Source organism: Pedobacter sp. HMWF019 (assembly GCF_003061025.1).
In the GTDB taxonomy this organism is placed as follows: domain Bacteria; phylum Bacteroidota; class Bacteroidia; order Sphingobacteriales; family Sphingobacteriaceae; genus Pedobacter.
The window spans coordinates 1-18,441 of record NZ_QAIL01000201.1; the positions used below are offsets into that span (position 1 = coordinate 1).

Sequence of the window (18,441 nt, forward strand, 5' to 3'; positions counted from 1 at the left end):
AGTTCATACTCCGGATGATAATGGTACTGCCATATAAATTCAGAGATTGGCTTGTTTTGGTAGAGAAATCTAAAGGAAGAATTTTCATCTGGTTTTACAATTTCAAATTCTATTTTCATCCTTATTAATACTTAAAACATAAATATAACCATATTTATATTAATATAGTTCAATAAAAAATGAATACAGGATAATTTTTAACGCCAATTAATCCTCAATTTTAGTTAACCAAATATAAACAGCCAAAGCATAAGCAACAGGCTATCAACCTTATGTGTAAGAAATGGGAAATTTAAAAATTAAAGCATCTGTATTTATAAACTACCTCTTGTTTGGCATTATGTTAAACAGTGTGGGCACAGTGATCCTGCAAGTCCAGCGGTATTATGGAGTTACAGAATCATCTGCCTCTATACTAGAAGCCTTCAAAGACATCACCATTGCTGTTGTTTCCTTTTTAGTCGCATCTTTCATCACCCGTATTGGCTATAAAAAATCTATGCAAATTGGTTTAACTGCCGTAGCCATTGCGTGCTTTCTGGTCCCCTCCGTTAAAACCTTTATCGCTATCAAATTACTTTTTGCAGTTACCGGTGCCAGTTTTGCTCTAACTAAAATCTCCGTATTTGGCAGTATTGGTTTAATTACCAAAGGTGAAAAAGAGCACATCAGTTTCATGAATTTTCTGGAAAGCTTTTTCATGGTTGGAATTTTAATGGGCTATTTCATTTTCAGTTATTTTATTGATGATGCAGATGCGACCTCAGGAAGATGGTTCCATATCTATTACTTTATAGGGGGACTCTATCTCCTTGCACTGCTCTTGCTTAGCAGTGCCCCACTCAATGAATCAGAAGCCAGACCAGCTGAGTTGATTAAAGCCGAGCAGTCTTTTTCTGACATGCTCAAACTTTTGGTTCTTCCACTGGTCGTTTCCTTTGTGATTTGCGCCTTTCTCTATGTACTTATAGAACAAAGTATCATGAGCTGGCTACCTACCTTTAACAATAAAGTGTTGCACCTACCCTCCTCTTTCAGTGTTCTGATGGCGGGAATTATGGCTGCTTCTACAGCAATTGGTCGTTTCCTGGCCGGCTTCATACTTAAAAAAATATCCTGGCATATTGCCTTAACCACTTGCCTGATCGCGGCCGCGTGCCTGGTATTAATAGCGCTGCCCCTGGCCAAAGCTGAAAGTGGCCACCAAATAAAAGTATGGGCCGATGTTCCATTTTCTGCTTATATCTTTCCACTGATCGGTTTCTTTCTTGCGCCTATTTATCCAGCCATCAATTCAGTAATTCTGGCTGCACTGCCCAAAGAAAAGCATGGTGCAATGTCTGGGCTGATCGTTGTATTCTCTGCACTCGGAGGTTCTTTAGGTTCTCTGATTACCGGCTATATTTTCCAGCATTATGGCGGTCAAACTGCATTTTATTTTTCCCTTGTACCACTCACTTTACTCACCATAGCACTTTTTATTTTCAAAAGAACAAGAAGCGCCACCTGATTTAATAAAGAAAACAATGTACCAAAATAGCCCGCATACCCCATCCTTATTTATAGAAGAACTGGAAGAACTCTTTAGTGCTGTACAACTGAGTGCCATCTTTCCAGACCAGAAAACTTTTCCCGATTGTATTCCAAAACGGCTCGTAACAGAAATTCTCAGCGAGTATAGAGCTCAATATGATGCCTCAGATTTTGACCTGAAAGTTTTCATTACAGAGAATTTCATTGTACCTAAAGTAGAAGCTGTTCACTTCAAAAGCGAGGTCAGCAAAGGCATTGAATACCATATTCACAGCCTTTGGGATGTCCTGACAAGAGCCGCAGCAGATCATCATGGTTCTCTCCTTGCCTTACCCGAAAAATTTGTAGTTCCTGGCGGCCGTTTCCGTGAATGCTTTTACTGGGACAGTTATTTCACCATGCTGGGCCTCCAGGTTTCCAAAAGGATTGACCTGATGGAAAGCATGATAGAGAACTTTGCCTATCTGATTGACCATTTTGGGTTCATCCCCAATGGAAATCGAACCTACTTTTTAAGCCGTTCACAACCTCCATTCTTTTCGCTCATGATCGAATTGCTCAGCGAAGAAAAAGGAGATGGCATTTACGAACATTATTTGCCACAGTTAATCAAAGAATATGCTTTCTGGATGGCTGGGAAAAACATTCTAAATCTTCAAAATTACATTGAACAGCATTTGGTCATGATGCCCAATGGCGAACTGCTGAACCGCTACTACGATCAGTTGAATGAACCAAGGCCCGAAAGTTATCTGGAAGATACAGAAACCATGAAGCAAGGCGGAAAGAACATATGTCTGGAGATCAGAGCAGCCTGCGAATCGGGTTGGGATTTCTCCAGCAGATGGTTCAAAGACCACCAGAACCTGGAAACTGCATGTACAACTGACATCGTTCCTGTAGACCTGAATTCCTTGCTCTGGCACCTGGAAAAAACCATAGAAAAGGCAGAACGAAGGAGCGGAAACACCATCAACGCCGATATTTTTCATAAAAAAGCAGCATGTCGCGCACAAAGTATCCGCAAATACTTATGGTCAGATTCAAAGCAGACCTATTTCGATTATCAGCGCTCCGCTGAACGCCAAACCGACTTTCATTCTATCGCCATAGCTTATCCTCTGTTTATGGGTATTTCGAGCCAGAAAGAAGCTGATGCCATTGCCGGCAAATTAGAAAGCGATTTCCTTAAAGAAGGCGGCCTGCTGACTACTTTGAACTCGTCCGGACAACAATGGGATGCTCCAAACGGCTGGGCACCGCTCCAATGGGTAGCCTACAAAGGGCTTCTAAACTACGGACATGATGATCTGGCAGAGAAGATCCGTTCCAGCTGGACAAGCCTTATTGAAAAACATTTTACAGAAACAGGAAAGATCTCTGAAAAATATAATGTAGAAAATACAGACTTAAGGGCAACGGGTGGCGAATACCCAAATCAGGACGGTTTTGGATGGACCAACGGAGTTTACCTTAAAATGAAACATCAGCACTAACCAATTAATAAAACAAATTATGAACAGACCTTTATTATTTCTTTTACTTCTCTGTATCCTCAGTGATGCAGAGCTGGCAAAAAGCAGTCCGGGGACTGCATATCTTAAAAAAGCAGAAACTGTATCGGGTACCGTTGTTGACAAAAACGGTCAGCCCATTCCCGGCGCAACGGTTACCATTAAGGGGACCAAGACTGGCACGTCTACAGACCAGGCTGGAAAATTTGCCTTAAACGCAGCGGCAGGAAAGATTCTTGTGATCAGCGCAATAGGCTATAAACCGATTGAACAAACCATCACGAACACAAGTGGACCGCTAAACATCGTTCTGCTGGAAGACCTTATGGAACTCAATTCTGTAGTCATTACAGGGAGTACCAACGCGCTGAAAAAAATCGAATCCAGTGTAGCCATTTCCAGCTTCAGCAGCAAAAACATAGAGCAATTGGCGCCTACCAGCGCAGCTGATTTATTAAAACATGTACCTGGTTTCGTTGTAGAAACATCAGGTGGTGAGGTGGGAAATAACCTCTTTGCCAGAGGTATTCCCTCTGCAGGGGCTTACGAATTTGTACAGGTACAGGAAGACGGCATGCCTGTATTTGAAGACGGTGCTTTACAATTTGCGAACGCAGACAATTGGCTGCGCGTAGACGAAACCATTTCCCGAATGGAAGCCTTAAGAGGGGGATCAGGCTCCATATTTGCCACCAATGCTCCAGGCGGGATCATCAATTTCATCACCAAGACCGGCAGCAATGACTTCGGCGGAACCGTAAAACTCAGTACAGGAACATCCGGACTCTACAGAACAGACTTAAGTATTGGAGGAGCCATCATTCCGGATAAATTATTTTACAATATCGGTGGTTTTTACAGAACAGAAAATGGAGTCAGAAACCCGGGCTTTAAAGCAAACGATGGTGGTCAGTTCAAAATGAATCTGAAATACAACCTCGATAATGGTTACATCAAGTTATCTTACAAAAGGCTGGATGACAGAAACCTTTTCTTGCTTCCAATCCCTTTAACAGATAAGGATCATCCTAAAGGTATCGATGGTTTTAACCCCAATACCGGGACATTGACTTCCAGGAATTTCAGCCAGTTAAGTGTACCACAATTGGGTGGCGGAACCTATAACAGGAACCTGGAAGATGGTGTCCACCCTATTGTTAATGCGTATGGTGCTGAGTTCAAAACTGATTTAGGCAGTGGCTTCAGTGTGAACAACAACATGAGGTATACCAATATCAATATGCAATATACAGCCATATTTCCTGGTGCAGAACCACAGACTGCAGCTGATTTTGCAAAAAGCTATACCACCTCTGCCGGAGCTTCTTTCCCAGTACTGAACCCTGAATATACAGATGCCAGCACAGGTGCTGTAGTGAACCCGGCTTTGGTAGCCAAGGTGGGATACTGGGCCATTGATAAGCAAATGAGAAACTTTGCCAACAACCTGAGGTTTGATTACAAAAATGACAAGACGACCCTTTCGCTTGGTTATTATTACTCCAACTGGACTTCCAATCAGCAATGGAACTGGAGCAACCTGCTGATCAGCGTATCCGACAATCCGCAGTTATTGAACCTGGTGGATAAATCGGCACCTGCCGGAAGCGCCAATTACTCCAGAACCTATAATGGTGTTGCAGATATTTCATTTTTAACCCGTCAGGCCCAGACCAAGGGAGATGTCAATGCCGTTTTTGGAAATGCACAGGTAAAGGCCAACGAAAACCTGACCTTCGATTTAGGACTACGCTTTGACATGGACAGGTATAGCGGCTACAAGGCTACTCAGTCTGCAGCTCAAAGTCTTGATAACAGCACCAATACAGCTTTTGATTTCAAAAGCACCACCGCAGACAATTCCATTACCAACATCAGCGGGCCTTATCAATACTGGAAATATAACATTAACCGCTTATCCGGAAGCGCCGCTGCAAACTATAAATTCTCCGATAATATGGCTACTTATATTCGGTACAGCAATGGATTCCGCTCCCCTTTGGAGGAATCCTATTTTGATAATGCCAGCAATTTAGCTGCATTAAAACCAACTGTTATTAACCAGTTTGAACTGGGGTACAAATATCAGGGCCAGCAATATGCTTTTTTTGCCAATGCCTTCTATATGAATCTGGATAACATTGCCTTTACAGATGTATTGGCCGATGGTACTTCAGAAAACAAATTTGCCAAAGCAAAAAACCTTGGACTGGAACTGGAAGGTCAGCTCAACGCTGGTGATTTTAGCCTCACTTTAAATGCTACGATCCAGGATCCAAAATTCAGAGATTTCTCGGGTAATGGCTTCGATTATAATGGAAATAAAGTACGTCGAATTCCTAGTTTCTACGGCACGATACGCCCTTCGTACAACATCACCAAAGCCCTGACCATCTATGCGGAGGTTAATCATTTTGGTAAAAAATATTCTGATAATGCCAATGTCTTTGCTTTACCCCGATTTGATGTACTAAATGCAGGTATTTCCTTGAAAGTAAACAAAATGCGCTTTGCGATTGACGGCTCTAACTTAACCAATACGATTGGATTAACAGAGGGAAATCCCCGTATTACCACCGCTCCCGGCTCTATTTATTATGCGCGCCCTATTTTGGGCCGGTTTGCCAGACTATCCGCAGCGTTTAACTTCTAAACAAAAACAACTTTCATAGAAAAGGCATCCTTGGTTGAGGATGCCTTTTCTATGAAAGTTCAAAGTATTTTGGAGGGATTCTGATATAATAAAACGTTTTACTACATTTAAATTAAATTACACAAAAAATGAAATAACTCTTTACCACACCTATACAACACACCACCAAATGTTTAAACCGAGAACTTTACTTTGCACTTTATTCCTGTTTTGTAGCGTCGGAATTTCTGCACAACAAAAAAAACATCAAACCCTAAGGCAACCTGTAGATTACGTCAATCCATACATTGGAAACATCAGCCATTTACTGGTTCCCACTTACCCCACTGTACACCTGCCTAACAGTATGCTTCGTGTTTATCCAGAGCGGGCAGATTTTACCGGTAATCAGATTAGTGGCTTACCCGTTATGATTACAAGCCACAGAGGAAGTTCTGCTTTTAATCTAAGTCCTTATCAGGGAGAGGAGGCACATCTAAACAGTGTCATCAACTATGGTTACGACAATGAAACGATCAAACCTTATTTCTATGAAGTCGATCTGGACGATCAAGGTATACACGTTACCTTTGCTCCTTCCCATCAGTCTGCTGTTTATCAATTGGATTTTCCAGACAAGACTAAACCCGCCTATCTGGTACTCAATTCCCAGAACGGAGAGATGACGGTAAACGAAAATACGATTAGCGGATTTCAGCTATTGGATAACCATACAAAAGTCTATCTTTTTATGGAAACTGACCATAGACCCACCTCAGTCGGAGTATTAGCCGGAAATCAAATCAGCACAACCCTAAAGTTGGCGAGTGGTAAAGATGCCAGTGTAGCTCTTAAATATCCTGTGGGAACCTCTCAAATCAAAATCCGATACGGTATTTCTTTTATCAGTATAGAACAAGCAAAAAACAACCTTAAACGGGAGATCAAAACTTATAATGTTGCAGAAGTAGCTGATGCAGGAAGGACAATCTGGAACAATACCCTTGGCAAAATAACTGTGGAAGGTGATAATGAAAATCACAAAACCGTATTCTATACCTCCCTTTACCGCACCTACGAACGTATGATCTGTATATCTGAAGACGGCCGCTATTTCAGTGCGTTTGATGGCAAAATTCATGAAGATGAGGGCATGCCTTTTTATACTGATGACTGGATTTGGGACACTTACCGTGCTACACATCCTTTACGCGCCATTATTGAACCAGAAATGGAAACCAATATGATCAATTCTTTCATCCGAATGGCTGGTCAAATGAAAGAATTCTGGATGCCTACTTTTCCTGAAGTCACTGGCGATAGCCGCAGGATGAATTCAAATCATGGTGTTGCCACCATCATAGATGCCTATAATAAGGGACTTAGAGGTTTTGACCTGGAGAAAGCCTATAATGCCTGCAAAAATGCTATTACCGAAAAAACATTGGCTCCCTGGTCTGGAAAAAAAGTGGGTGCATTAGATGACTTTTACAAAAAGAACGGCTATATCCCGGCACTGGCTTCAGGAGAACCAGAAACCATACCAGAAGTCCATTCCTGGGAAAAACGCCAGCCTGTAGCCGTTACCCTGGGCACTGTTTATGACGAATGGTGTTTATCAAAAATCGCCAAAATTCTGGGCAAAGAGGAGGATGCAAAGTATTTTGCAGAGCGCAGCCTCAACTATCACAAAGTATTCAACGCAGAAACTAAATTCTTCCACCCCAAAGATAAGGATGGAAAATTTATAGAACCTTTTGACTATAGGTTCTCTGGTGGTATAGGGGCCCGGGAGGCTTACGATGAAAATAATGGCTGGGTTTACCGCTGGGATGTTCAGCACAACATAGCAGACCTGGTTCAAATGATGGGCGGCAAAGACGCTTTTGTTGATGAGCTGGAACGCATGTTCAATACACCATTAGGAATGGGAAGGCCGGACTTCCATAAGATTTTTGGCGATCATACTGGCATTGTAGGTCAGTACTCTATGGGTAACGAACCGAGTATGCACATCCCCTATTTATACAATTATGGTGGCCAGCCATGGCGTACCCAGAAACGTGTGCGATCATTACTAAATGAATGGTTCAGAAATGACCTGATGGGCATTCCGGGTGATGAAGACGGCGGTGGTCTTACTTCATTTGTTGTTTTCTCTTCTTTAGGTTTTTATCCTGAAACCCCAGGCTTGCCAATGTACGTCATTGGTGCTCCGATGTTCAGAAGTGCCAAAATAGATATTGGCCACGGAAAAACCTTTGAAGTACTTTGTCACAATTATGCCTCAGAAAATAAATACATACAATCAGCAAAACTCAATGGAAAGGCATGGAACAAATCCTGGTTTTCTCATCAGGAATTAATGCAGGGCGGGAAACTGGAATTTGTAATGGGAAAACACCCCAACAAACAATGGGCTTCAGGTAAGGATGCTGTGCCCCCTTCCTTTACCATGCCAAATTAAATTCAAAAAATAAGGGGTTACCATCCGGCAACCCCTTACAACCCTATCTAAACCAAATTATGAAACTTTTATTTCTTTGCTTTGTGATTGACTTTCGTCTTTCTTACCTATAGTAATATTTAAAATACCATTGGTATATTCTGCACTGATCTTATCTCCGTCTACGCTTTCAGGCAACACAAATGATCTTGCGAAAGAGAAATAATCAAACTCTCTGCGGGTATATTCTTTTTTATCTTCTTCACCTACTTTTTTCTCTGCCCAAACAGAAAGTGTATCTTTTTTCAAATTGATTTGAAAATCTTCTTTATTTAAACCTGGTGCAGCAAGCTCAATTTTGTAATCCGCATCAGATTCTAAGATGTTAACACCAGGAATTTTATTCACGTTTAAGTTTTTATTTAACGCTTCGTTAAACAATGAGTCAAAAATGTTGTTAAAATAAGGTGCGTTGTTTCTGGTTCTGTTGTTAAATTTTACTAGTGTCATTGCTATTTCTCCTGTTATTTAATTTTAAACTTTTTATTTTAATCGTATATCTCCCATTATTCAACACTCATACCAATCCCTATTTTTATGATATTTAAGACATTATGGCACTCAAAAGAAAAACAAACAGACAAAAAGGCAGTAAAAATGAATGAATTGGATTTATTTAAGTACAAAACGACATTAGAGCTCCGCTTTGCAGATTATGATATGATGGGTCACGTAAATAATGCGGTGTACTTTACCTATTTGGAAATTGCAAGGGCCAAGTACTGGAAACAGGCCATTAAATGGGATTGGAAAAAAACAGGTGTAGTGATTGCTCAAGCGAGCCTGGATTATATTCATCCTATTTTATTAGAAGATAAAGTCCACATCTACGTACGTACCTCTCGGATCGGGAAGACGAGTTTTGACCTGGAATACATTATTGTTAAAACGACCAACAATACGGAACTGATCTGCAGTAAAGGCAAAACAATATGCGTTGCTTTTGATTATCAAACCAAGGCAGCTGCTGAAATACCTGAAAACGAAAAGAACAAAATGATTGTTTTTGAACAGTTGAACAACAACTAACAAGAATTTCAGGATCCCGGATTGTATTCCGGGATCCTGAAAATATCTAAAATATCTTACCAGGATTTAAGATACTGTTCGGATCAAACACTTGCTTGATGCTCCGCATCAGATTCAAGTGGACCTCACTATATTTAATGGGCATAAACTCTCTTTGAACAAGACCAATTCCGTGCTCTCCGGAAATAGTGCCCCCCAGTGCACTGGTCAACTCAAAAATCTCTACAATACCATCTTTAAGCTTATTCTTCCAGTCTTCATCACTCATACCCGCTTTAATGATATTTACATGTAGATTACCATCTCCAGCATGCCCATAACAAACACTCTCGAAACCATACCGCGCTCCAATTTCTTTAATGCCTGCAATCAGCTTAGGTAAAGCGGCTCTTGGCACTACGGTATCTTCTTCCTTATAAATAGAATTGGATTTTACCGACTCCGGCATTGTTCTTCTGATTCTCCATAGGTCATCTTTTTGCTGAGCGGTATCTGCAAACAACACGTCTGTACAATTGAAGTTCTCGAGTACCAGATTTGCTTTTTCACAATCTTTAAAAATGGTATCCAGATCATCCCCATCAAACTCCATCATTAAAAATGCATTGACCTCATCTTTAAGATCAAACTTGATATCGTCATATTTAATTACCCATTCCACCCCTTTACGTTCCATAAACTCCAAAGCAGAAGGTGTAATCCCCGCCCTGAAAATTGCAGAGACGGCTGCACAGGCATCTTCGTTTTTCGTAAAAGAAGCCATCATCAATACATTTTGCGTCGGCCTTGGAATCAGTTTAGTCACAATTTTGGTCACCACGCCCAATGTACCTTCAGAACCTATCATTAATTGAGTAAGGTTATAGCCTGAAGCATATTTTAAAGTGTTTGCTCCTGTCCAGATCACCTCTCCTGTAGGTAATACAACTTCGAGGTTCAGGATATACTCTCTTATCGTTCCATACTTCACCACCCTTGGACCACCTGACCCGTGCGCAACATTACCACCAATAAAGCAAGAACCCTTACTGGAAGGATCTATTGGATACAGTAGATCCTTTTCAGCCACTGCATTCATAAACTCTTCTGTAATAACGCCCGGCTCTACAATAGCCTGCAAATTCTCTGTGTCAATGTCAATGATCGCCTTGAATTTTTCCATGGACAACAATACACCTGCATAGACCGGCAACGCCCCCCCACTAAGACCGGTACCTCCGCCTCTTGGCGTTACAGGCACATGGTGTTCGTTGCATATTTTAAGTAAGGCAGCAACACTTGCCGTATCTAATGGCTTTACCACAACTTCCGGGTAATATTTCAGATCTTCGGTTTCATCATGCGCATAGTTACCCAAAGATTCTTCATCTGTAAAAACGTTGGAAGCACCGACAGCTTCTTTAAGTTCCAAAAGAAAATCAGGTGTGATTTTAGTATAGGACATCAGGGTTTGTATTTGATTTTATAAATTTCACGTTCATGTTCTGCCATCTGGCAATTTTATTCTGCTGTATAACGCAACTGTACAAAGGAATGGTTAATCTCCCCTGGCATTGGAGGATGCATTTTTTTGATCCCAGCCTCAATACTGAGTAAAAAGGGATAGTTCTCCAACACCCGGTCCAGCATTTTTTTTACTACAGTTTCCAGCATTTTCTGTGTATTGGCCATTTCCTCTCTCATAATGGTATTCAATACTTCGTAATTTACAGTATGAAGCAGATTCTCTGTATCACCAGAGTGGTTAAAAGTGACTTCAATACTGACTAAAAAGTGGTTTCCAGTCAATTGCTCTTCCGGATAATACCCATGTAAAGCATAGAATTTCACATCTTTAAGTGCAACGGTTTGTATCAGCATGATTTTGTTTTGCAGCAAAATTAAATTTTCGGATGCTTTTAGCAGCCCATTCCGCTAAATTATTAACTTTGGACGTAACTATCCTAATAAATCAATTGATTTAATTAAACATAGAAAAAGATAGCGGAACCAAATATTTGTACATATGAATACATCTGCAAAGAAAGACCTTTACGAAGCTCCTGACTATTATCTTCTGGACGAACTGCTGTCTGACGAACATAAACTGATCCGTTCTACTGCACGCGATTGGGTCAAGAAAGAGGTGAGCCCGATTATAGAAGACTTTGCCCAAAGAGCGGAATTCCCCAAACACCTGATCAAAGGCCTTGGTGAAATTGGTGCCTTTGGACCTACAATTCCCGTAGAATATGGTGGTGCAGGCCTGGATTACACAGCTTATGGTATTTTGATGCAGGAAATAGAACGTGGCGATTCGGGCATACGTTCTACGGCTTCTGTGCAAGGCTCCCTGGTCATGTATCCGATATACGCTTATGGAACTGAAGAACAACGTAAAAAATACTTACCAAAACTGGCTACAGGTGAAATGATGGGCTGCTTTGGCCTAACAGAACCAGACCATGGCTCCAATCCTGGTGGGATGGTCACCAATATTAAAGAAAATGGTGATCATTATATTTTAAATGGTGCAAAAATGTGGATCTCCAATGCACCTTTTGCTGATATTGCCGTTGTTTGGGCAAAAGATGAATCTGGTAAAATCAGAGGCATGGTTGTAGAACGAGGTATGGAAGGTTTCAGCACGCCGGAAACCCACAATAAATGGAGCTTAAGGGCTTCGGCTACCGGCGAGCTGGTCTTTGACAATGTTAAGATCCCGAAAGAAAATCTGTTCCCTGACATCAGAGGATTAAAAGGGCCTTTGGGGTGCTTAAATCAAGCCCGCTATGGTATTGCCTGGGGGGCTTTAGGTGCGGCTATGGATTGTTACGATACTGCACTGCGCTATGCTAAAGAGCGGGTACAATTTGGCAAACCTATTGGAGGCTTCCAGCTGCAGCAAAAGAAATTGGCCGAAATGGTCACCGAAATCACCAAAGCCCAATTGCTCGTTTGGCGTTTAGGTATTTTAAAAAGTGAAAACAGGGCTTCGGCAGAACAAATTTCAATGGCCAAAAGAAATAGTGTTGAAATTGCTCTGGACATTGCCCGAAATGCACGACAAATGCTTGGTGGAATGGGGATCACAGGTGAATACTCCATTATGCGCCATATGATGAACCTGGAATCGGTAGTCACCTATGAGGGCACACATGACATCCACCTGCTGATCACTGGCATGGATGTAACTGGTCTGAACGCATTCAAATAAAAAGGATTAACGCTCTCTCCACTTCTCTCTAATACGACCTCAAGCTTGAAAAATCTATTTAACAAACATTGCTATTGCTTAATCCTCTCCTTAAGCACTTTGCTCTGCTACGGACAGGGCAAAAATTTTTCTGTTTCCAGGAACACACCGTCCTGGATTGTCAGAATAAACCTTAACGGAAAGCAACCAAAAGAAAAAGGCATCAATGATGGCTATTATTCCGCATTAGTAGATCAGCAAAACCAGGCGGAGTTAAAAGAAAATTATATTCATGTGATCAGGCAAATTGTATCTGATGCCGGTGTTCAAAACGGCTCGCAGATTTCAGTCACCTACGATCCTTCCTACGAAAAACTCATCTTTCATAACATCACCATCTGGCGAAACAATAAGCCGGCCGATAAACTAGATGCCTCGAAATTCAAAATTCTGCAGAATGAGAAGGACCTGTCAAGGTTCATCTACAGCGGGACGTACGATGCCTATTTAATCCTTGATGATGTCCGCAAAGGTGACCGTATTGAATATTCTTACACCCGTAAGGGCACCAATCCAATTTTTGGCACCAAGTACGCAAATACATTCTATTTTGAAAATTCCAGCAGTGCGGGCCAAAGGTACACCAATCTGATCATAAATAAATCACGATCACTTCAATTAAAGAATTTCAATTTTAAAACTGCCCCAAAAATCACCGAAATGGGTGGTTTGCGTATGTACGAATGGGAAAGCTCTTTAACAGACACTTACAGAAACGTTGATTATAGTCCCTCCTGGTATGAGCCATTTAAATACACCCAGGTTACTGAATACCAAAACTGGGAAGAAGTGGTTAACTGGGGGCTAAAAACCAATAGCTACCCAGGCTTAAAGACTCTACTCTTAGATAAAAAGGCAACAGAACTGCTTCGGCTTGCCGGTAACAAACCGGAAAAGTACATTCAATTGGCCGTCCGTTTTGTACAGGATGAAATCAGATATATGGGTGTAGAAATGGGGGTATATTCTCAGCGACCCAATTCACCAGAAAAGGTACTTCAACAAAGATACGGAGATTGTAAAGACAAATCTTTATTGCTGATCTATCTGCTAAATAAGGCAAACGTAAATGCCTATATGGCTTATATAGATACCTATTCTGGTAAAAACACAACTGATTTTTTACCTAGCCCAATGCTATTCAATCATGCTGTAGTCGTTATCGAACACAAACAATCAAAAATATGGATAGACCCCACCATATCTTACCAAAGAGGGGCTTATGACAGCATTTATTTTCCAAACTATGGACAGGGATTGGTCTTAAAGCCAGGTGTAAAACATCCTGAAAGTGTTGTTAGCATTGCCACAGGAAAATTGGTATCCAATCTGGTTTTTGATCTGGCTGATACCTCAGGAAAGAAAGCAACGACACTAACGATAAAAAGTACATACACAGATAATTACGCTGATGATATTCGCTCAACAATTGCTGACGAAGGACAGGATGACCTGCAAAAATCTTTCCTCGAATATATAACAAAGTACTATCCTGATGCAGAAAATATAAAACCAATCGCAATCGATGACAATGAGGAATCCAACACTATAAACATTACCGAATACTATCAAATAGAGGATATATGGAAAAAAGAGGATAGCGAAGATCATCATGTCAACTTCTACGGAGATCTTATTTATGCTGAACTCCGCAACATTAAGCCTAAAAATCGTATAGAACCTATGTCCTTGAAATTTCCGGTCAACATAGAGGAAAATGTATACATCAATTTACCCAAAGCCTGGTCAATTGAAGAACAAAATAAACGGGTAGAGACCGACAATTATTATTTCGAATTTAATTCTTTTATCCGAGGCAATCAGCTTAGGCTAAATTATTCCTACCGAAGTATGAAAGACTATATAGAAGGAAAAGACATTAAGGCCTATGTTAAAGACACCAGGGAGATCAAAGATCATCTGTCTTTTTATCTTTCCTGGGGAAACAACGATGCATCAATTGCCGAAAATTCAAACCCATATCTACTAGGTCTGGCCATACTCATTTTCCTGATTTCCGGAATCTTTTTTGTCAGAATCTATCAAAAAAAGACTGAATTTGATCTTGAACAAATGGCAGAAAGCAGATCAATAGGTGGCTGGATTATTTTTACTGCCATTATTTTGAGTCTAAGTCCAATCAGCATTATCGGAGAAGCCAATCTTTCCGCTGCATTTTCCTCTTCGACCTGGCAATGGATCAATAGTCTTAAAGGTTCGGCCAAGTTTTTTGCAGGTACCTACTATACAATTGAGGTCATTGCTATAGCCTTAAAGATGAGTTGGGTAATTTTACTACTGTTTCTTTTTTACAATAGAAGAACATCTTTCCCTGAACGATACATTCAATACCTCCATTTTCTTATTTGTGTGGTCCTGATCAGATTTGCCGGAGATTGTTATATCAATTTCCTGGCAGAACGTCCGGTCTTTCCAGACACAACTACCACAATGACCAGGATATTTGCTATAGGTTTTTGTATCCTTTGGATGGTTTGCTATCAAAGATCAAACCGGGTAAAAGAGACATTTGTATTCACCTATCCTGAGGTTTTATGGAAAAAAGAACTAATCGAATATAAGAATTCGCAAATCTCAGCGTATTTTAGCCGACAAAATCATACCTCAGAAACAAAGGAACCTCAAACAGAAGGACCTGATTTAACAAATACCCCAAAAGATGAAAACGTTTAAAAAATATTATAGTTTCCCCGCTCCTCCTGAAGAAGTTTATCTGGCACTGACCAAAGAACAAAGCATTCAGCTCTGGACTGGTGCAGAAGTTGAATTTACAGAAGAACCCGGAACAGAGTTTTCCTTCTGGGATGGTGACATCGTAGGTAAGAACATTGAATTTGACCCCGGAAAGAAAATTGTACAGCAGTGGTATTTCGGAGAGGATAATGAGCCCTCCATCGTAACCATCAAACTGCACCCGGATAAGAAAGGCACTTCTCTTGAATTTGTGCAAACCAATATTCCTGAAGAAGATTATGACGACTTTACCGGCGGCTTAAGTGAACATTACTTTGGCGGCTTGCAGGATTTCTTCGAAGAAGAGTAAAAAGAGGGGTTCTTAGCTGGACCGAAAAAATAAGGATACATTTCTGGACTGGAGTCTTTGCCCCGCTTCGCTCTTGTGGCAAAGCCCCCCTGAAGTTCTGAAAATGTATCCTTATTTTTTTGAAGACGCTTAGTAACAGGAGGGGAATCCATGCATGGCGCAGAGAAAAATTAAATATTGCCCATATGCGAATCGCTATAGGCAAAAAAATCAATATCACTCTTCGAGAGCCTCAGGGCGCCTTGCTACAAGAGCACAGTGAGGCAAGGAGTCCAGTCCTCGAAGAGTAATATTGATTTTTCAAACAAGCCTATTCGCTATAAGCTACATTTACATTTTCACGGAGGTTATAATGTGAGGCCATGACTTCGCCATAAGCTCCTGTACTCCTCAATGCGATAAGGTCCCCCCTGCCCGTCTCCGGCAGTTCCACCTCTTTACCAAAACAATCTGTACTCTCGCAGATCGGGCCAACCACATCATACTTCACAGACGCATCAGTTACACCTTGTTTACTCAAATTCTCAATCTTATGATAAGCCTGATACAAAGCAGGACGCATCAGCTCGGTCATACCCGCATCCAGAATAATGAAATTTTTCTTCTTACCGTTCTTCACATACAAAACCTTGCTGATCAGTGAAGACGACTGCCCAACCAAAGCCCGTCCAAGCTCAAAATGAACCTCCTGATTGCTTCTCACCTCCAGAAAATCATTAAATATCTTAAAATAAGCCTCAAAATCAGGAATCTGCTGATCCGGGTTATGATAATCAATACCCAAACCGCCACCAACATTCAGCACCTTAACCAAAAAGCCGCGCTCTTCAAACCAGGCAGCAAACTCATTCACTCTTACACAAAGGTTTTTGTACACATCCAGATTTGTAATCTGCGAACCAATATGAAAATGAACACCAATAAATTCCAGCTGTGCACATTGCTTTAAAGTTTCCGCACAGTCCGGTAAATCCCAGGAATTGATCCCAAACTTATTCTCATCCAGTCCGGTAGTAATGTTATGATGCGTATGTGCATCCACATTCGGATTGATTCGAATGGCAACCCTTGCTTTCTTCGCACGTTTGGCCGCAAGCTCATTGATCACTTCCAATTCCTGGATAGACTCTACGTTAAAGCAGAAAATATCTTGATCAAGGGCATCGTTAATCTCTTTATCAGATTTACCTACTCCGGCAAAAACTACTTTATTCTGATCAAAGCCAATCTCAACGGCTTTTTTCACCTCGCCACCACTCACACAGTCTGCACCAAAGCCTGTTGACTTGATTTTTTCCAATACCATAGGATTAAAATTAGCTTTCATGGCATAATGCACATGAAAATTGTACACCTTTGCTGCCTGAGCGCAGGCATTTAATGTATTTTGCAGCAAGCTAAGATCATAATAATAGAACGGCGTCTCTATATTTGCAAAATGGGTAATATCTTTATTAGAAAACATAATGTTTAAATATCTGATTATATTTTGTTTAATTGGATTGTCATTGATTTATATAGGCAACTACTTCGATCTGCAAAGGCAAAAGATCAGTAGAAAAGAGTATGACAGAAGAACCAGGTTCTTTATTATACTCGTTTTTATTCTTATCGCCATCGTCACTTACCTGAGAAAGAAATAACCTACCGGTATTCTTATTCAAATAAACGGTTATGCAAACTTCTTAATGCCTCAGTCTTATCGCCGGTATTGATCAGCAAGGAAATATTATAATTACTTCCTCCGTAAGAAATCATCCGTATTGGAATATGCTTTAAAGCATCCAGTACCCTGGAAGCATAACCATGCTTTTCAGCTCCAAAATCACCTACAACACAAACAATTGATTGATCTTTATCCAGTTCAACTGTACCGAACGCATGTAATTCCTTTACAATTTCATCCAGATTATCTGTAAAATCTATCGTTAAAGACACGGCCACTTCAGAAGTCGTGATCATATCAATTGGCGTTTTGTAACGTTCAAAAATCTCAAACACTTTCCTTAGGAATCCATAAGCCAGCAACATCCGGCTCGACTGGATTTTAATAGCAGTGATACCATCTTTAGCTGCAATAGATTTAATTTTACCTTTTTCACTATTTGCAGAAATCAATGTACCTAATGCTTTAGGCTCCATCGTATTTAAAAGCCGAACAGGGATCTTGTATTTTTGCGCAGGAAAAACCGATTGCGGATGCAGAATCTTTGCTCCGAAATAAGCCAATTCTGCTGCCTCATCAAAAGAAAGATGAGAAATAGGCTTGGTGCCTTTCACAATCCTTGGATCATTGTTGTGCATCCCATCTATATCCGTCCAGATCTGTACTTCTTCCGCCATAATCGCAGCACCTAATAAAGAAGCTGTATAATCGCTGCCCCCTCTTCTCAGGTTATCGACTTCACCAAAACTATTCCTGCAAATAAAACCCTGAGTAATAAACAGGGTATTTCCTTTATGTTGTTCCAGTAGCGGACTAAGGTTTTTAGTTGTAAAAGCGATATCCGGTTCATTGTCTTCATCTATCTTCATAAAGTCTAACGCAGGAAGCAATACCGAAGCAACACCGATGGATTTTAAATAGATATGATATAAGGTAGTAGACAACAGCTCACCCTGTGCCAGAACAACTTTTTCTTCAATTGGCGTAAAAATATCGTTAACCAAAGAAGCCAGGAAACCAAAATGATAATCGACCACTTCCTGCCCCTGCTGCCTGAAGTCGCCCTCAGGTAACAGCTCAATTACAAATTCATTATATTTTTGATGTAGGGCGTTAATCAACGTTAACGCCGTTTGTTTATCTTCCTTTAAAAGTTTGCCAGAGATTTCTACTAAACTATTGGTGGTACCAGACACAGCTGATAAAACCACAATTTGTTCTTCTGCGGGATTAATGATATCCAGCAACTTAGTCATCCGCTC

14 protein-coding genes are annotated in these 18,441 nt (G+C 40.8%); 8 read left to right on the plus strand and 6 right to left on the minus strand.

Features of this window, described 5'->3' with window-relative positions; genetic code table 11:
• Positions 1–283: 283 nt before the first annotated feature.
• The 4 genes from DBR11_RS12245 to DBR11_RS12260 all read left to right on the plus strand — a co-directional run bounded on the left by DBR11_RS12245 (position 284) and on the right by DBR11_RS12260 (position 8,146).
• The gene (locus DBR11_RS12245; protein WP_108552958.1) at positions 284–1,510 is read left to right on the plus strand and encodes a sugar MFS transporter; all 1,227 of its coding nucleotides are present in this window, start codon (positions 284–286) and stop codon (positions 1,508–1,510) included.
• A gap of 16 nt (positions 1,511–1,526) precedes the next feature.
• Positions 1,527–3,029, plus strand: coding sequence for an alpha,alpha-trehalase TreF (gene treF / locus DBR11_RS12250; RefSeq protein ID WP_108552959.1), 1,503 nt, complete (start codon positions 1,527–1,529; stop codon positions 3,027–3,029).
• A gap of 19 nt (positions 3,030–3,048) precedes the next feature.
• Positions 3,049–5,700 (plus strand): TonB-dependent receptor, encoded by a 2,652-nt coding sequence (locus DBR11_RS12255; RefSeq protein ID WP_108552960.1) that lies wholly within the window; start codon positions 3,049–3,051, stop codon positions 5,698–5,700.
• Between the two features lie 169 nt (positions 5,701–5,869).
• Positions 5,870–8,146, plus strand: a complete 2,277-nt coding sequence (locus tag DBR11_RS12260; RefSeq protein ID WP_108552961.1) for a GH92 family glycosyl hydrolase — start codon at positions 5,870–5,872, stop codon at positions 8,144–8,146.
• 57 nt (positions 8,147–8,203) lie between these two features.
• Here DBR11_RS12260 and DBR11_RS12265 read toward each other — a convergent pair whose 3' ends face one another.
• Positions 8,204–8,533 (minus strand): Hsp20/alpha crystallin family protein, encoded by a 330-nt coding sequence (locus DBR11_RS12265; protein WP_233260732.1) that lies wholly within the window; start codon positions 8,531–8,533, stop codon positions 8,204–8,206.
• A gap of 189 nt (positions 8,534–8,722) precedes the next feature.
• Between DBR11_RS12265 and DBR11_RS12270 the strand changes: the two genes are divergently transcribed.
• Positions 8,723–9,214: a thioesterase family protein gene (locus DBR11_RS12270; protein ID WP_108552963.1), complete on the plus strand. Its 492-nt coding sequence runs from the start codon at positions 8,723–8,725 to the stop codon at positions 9,212–9,214.
• A 46-nt stretch (positions 9,215–9,260) separates the two neighbouring features.
• Here DBR11_RS12270 and DBR11_RS12275 read toward each other — a convergent pair whose 3' ends face one another.
• The gene (locus tag DBR11_RS12275) at positions 9,261–10,658 is read right to left on the minus strand and encodes an FAD-binding oxidoreductase (protein WP_108552964.1); all 1,398 of its coding nucleotides are present in this window, start codon (positions 10,656–10,658) and stop codon (positions 9,261–9,263) included.
• Positions 10,659–10,714: 56 nt separating this feature from the next.
• Complete coding sequence (locus DBR11_RS12280; protein WP_108552965.1) at positions 10,715–11,074, minus strand: dihydroneopterin aldolase; 360 nt, start codon at positions 11,072–11,074, stop codon at positions 10,715–10,717.
• A 145-nt stretch (positions 11,075–11,219) separates the two neighbouring features.
• Here DBR11_RS12280 and DBR11_RS12285 point away from each other — a divergent pair, with 145 nt between their 5' ends.
• Genes DBR11_RS12285 through DBR11_RS12295 form a run of 3 tightly spaced genes read left to right on the plus strand, consistent with a single transcriptional unit; the run spans position 11,220 to position 15,513 of the window.
• Entirely contained in the window at positions 11,220–12,410 is a 1,191-nt protein-coding gene (locus tag DBR11_RS12285; protein WP_108552966.1) for an acyl-CoA dehydrogenase family protein, read from the plus strand.
• A 45-nt stretch (positions 12,411–12,455) separates the two neighbouring features.
• Complete coding sequence (locus DBR11_RS12290) at positions 12,456–15,143, plus strand: DUF3857 domain-containing protein (protein ID WP_108552967.1); 2,688 nt, start codon at positions 12,456–12,458, stop codon at positions 15,141–15,143.
• Entirely contained in the window at positions 15,130–15,513 is a 384-nt protein-coding gene (locus DBR11_RS12295) for an SRPBCC domain-containing protein (RefSeq protein WP_108552968.1), read from the plus strand. Before DBR11_RS12290 ends, DBR11_RS12295 begins: the two co-directional genes overlap by 14 nt.
• A gap of 310 nt (positions 15,514–15,823) precedes the next feature.
• On the opposite strand, the gene lysA is transcribed toward DBR11_RS12295, so the two are convergent.
• From lysA to DBR11_RS12305, 3 genes are all read right to left on the minus strand, one after another.
• Positions 15,824–16,978: a diaminopimelate decarboxylase gene (gene lysA, locus DBR11_RS12300; RefSeq protein ID WP_108552969.1), complete on the minus strand. Its 1,155-nt coding sequence runs from the start codon at positions 16,976–16,978 to the stop codon at positions 15,824–15,826.
• A gap of 40 nt (positions 16,979–17,018) precedes the next feature.
• On the minus strand, positions 17,019–17,177 hold the full coding sequence (locus tag DBR11_RS29570; RefSeq protein WP_158275274.1) for a hypothetical protein: 159 nt from the start codon (positions 17,175–17,177) through the stop codon (positions 17,019–17,021).
• Positions 17,170–18,441, minus strand: a 1,272-nt coding sequence (locus DBR11_RS12305; protein WP_108552970.1) for an aspartate kinase, incomplete at its 5' end; no start/stop codon positions are given. The genes DBR11_RS12305 and DBR11_RS29570, both read right to left, overlap by 8 nt.

Excerpts from the sequence above, each read along its gene's own strand:
- DBR11_RS12245 (WP_108552958.1), top strand. The coding sequence starts at position 284 with ATGGGAAATTTAAAAATTAAAGCATCTGTATTTATAAACTACCTCTTG.
- treF (WP_108552959.1), top strand. The coding sequence starts at position 1,527 with ATGTACCAAAATAGCCCGCATACCCCATCCTTATTTATAGAAGAACTG.
- DBR11_RS12255 (WP_108552960.1), top strand. The coding sequence starts at position 3,049 with ATGAACAGACCTTTATTATTTCTTTTACTTCTCTGTATCCTCAGTGAT.
- DBR11_RS12260 (WP_108552961.1), top strand. The coding sequence starts at position 5,870 with ATGTTTAAACCGAGAACTTTACTTTGCACTTTATTCCTGTTTTGTAGC.
- DBR11_RS12270 (WP_108552963.1), top strand. The coding sequence starts at position 8,723 with ATGATATTTAAGACATTATGGCACTCAAAAGAAAAACAAACAGACAAA.
- DBR11_RS12275 (WP_108552964.1), bottom strand. The coding sequence starts at position 10,658 with ATGTCCTATACTAAAATCACACCTGATTTTCTTTTGGAACTTAAAGAA.
- DBR11_RS12280 (WP_108552965.1), bottom strand. The coding sequence starts at position 11,074 with ATGCTGATACAAACCGTTGCACTTAAAGATGTGAAATTCTATGCTTTA.
- DBR11_RS12285 (WP_108552966.1), top strand. The coding sequence starts at position 11,220 with ATGAATACATCTGCAAAGAAAGACCTTTACGAAGCTCCTGACTATTAT.
- DBR11_RS12295 (WP_108552968.1), top strand. The coding sequence starts at position 15,130 with ATGAAAACGTTTAAAAAATATTATAGTTTCCCCGCTCCTCCTGAAGAA.
- lysA (WP_108552969.1), bottom strand. The coding sequence starts at position 16,978 with ATGTTTTCTAATAAAGATATTACCCATTTTGCAAATATAGAGACGCCG.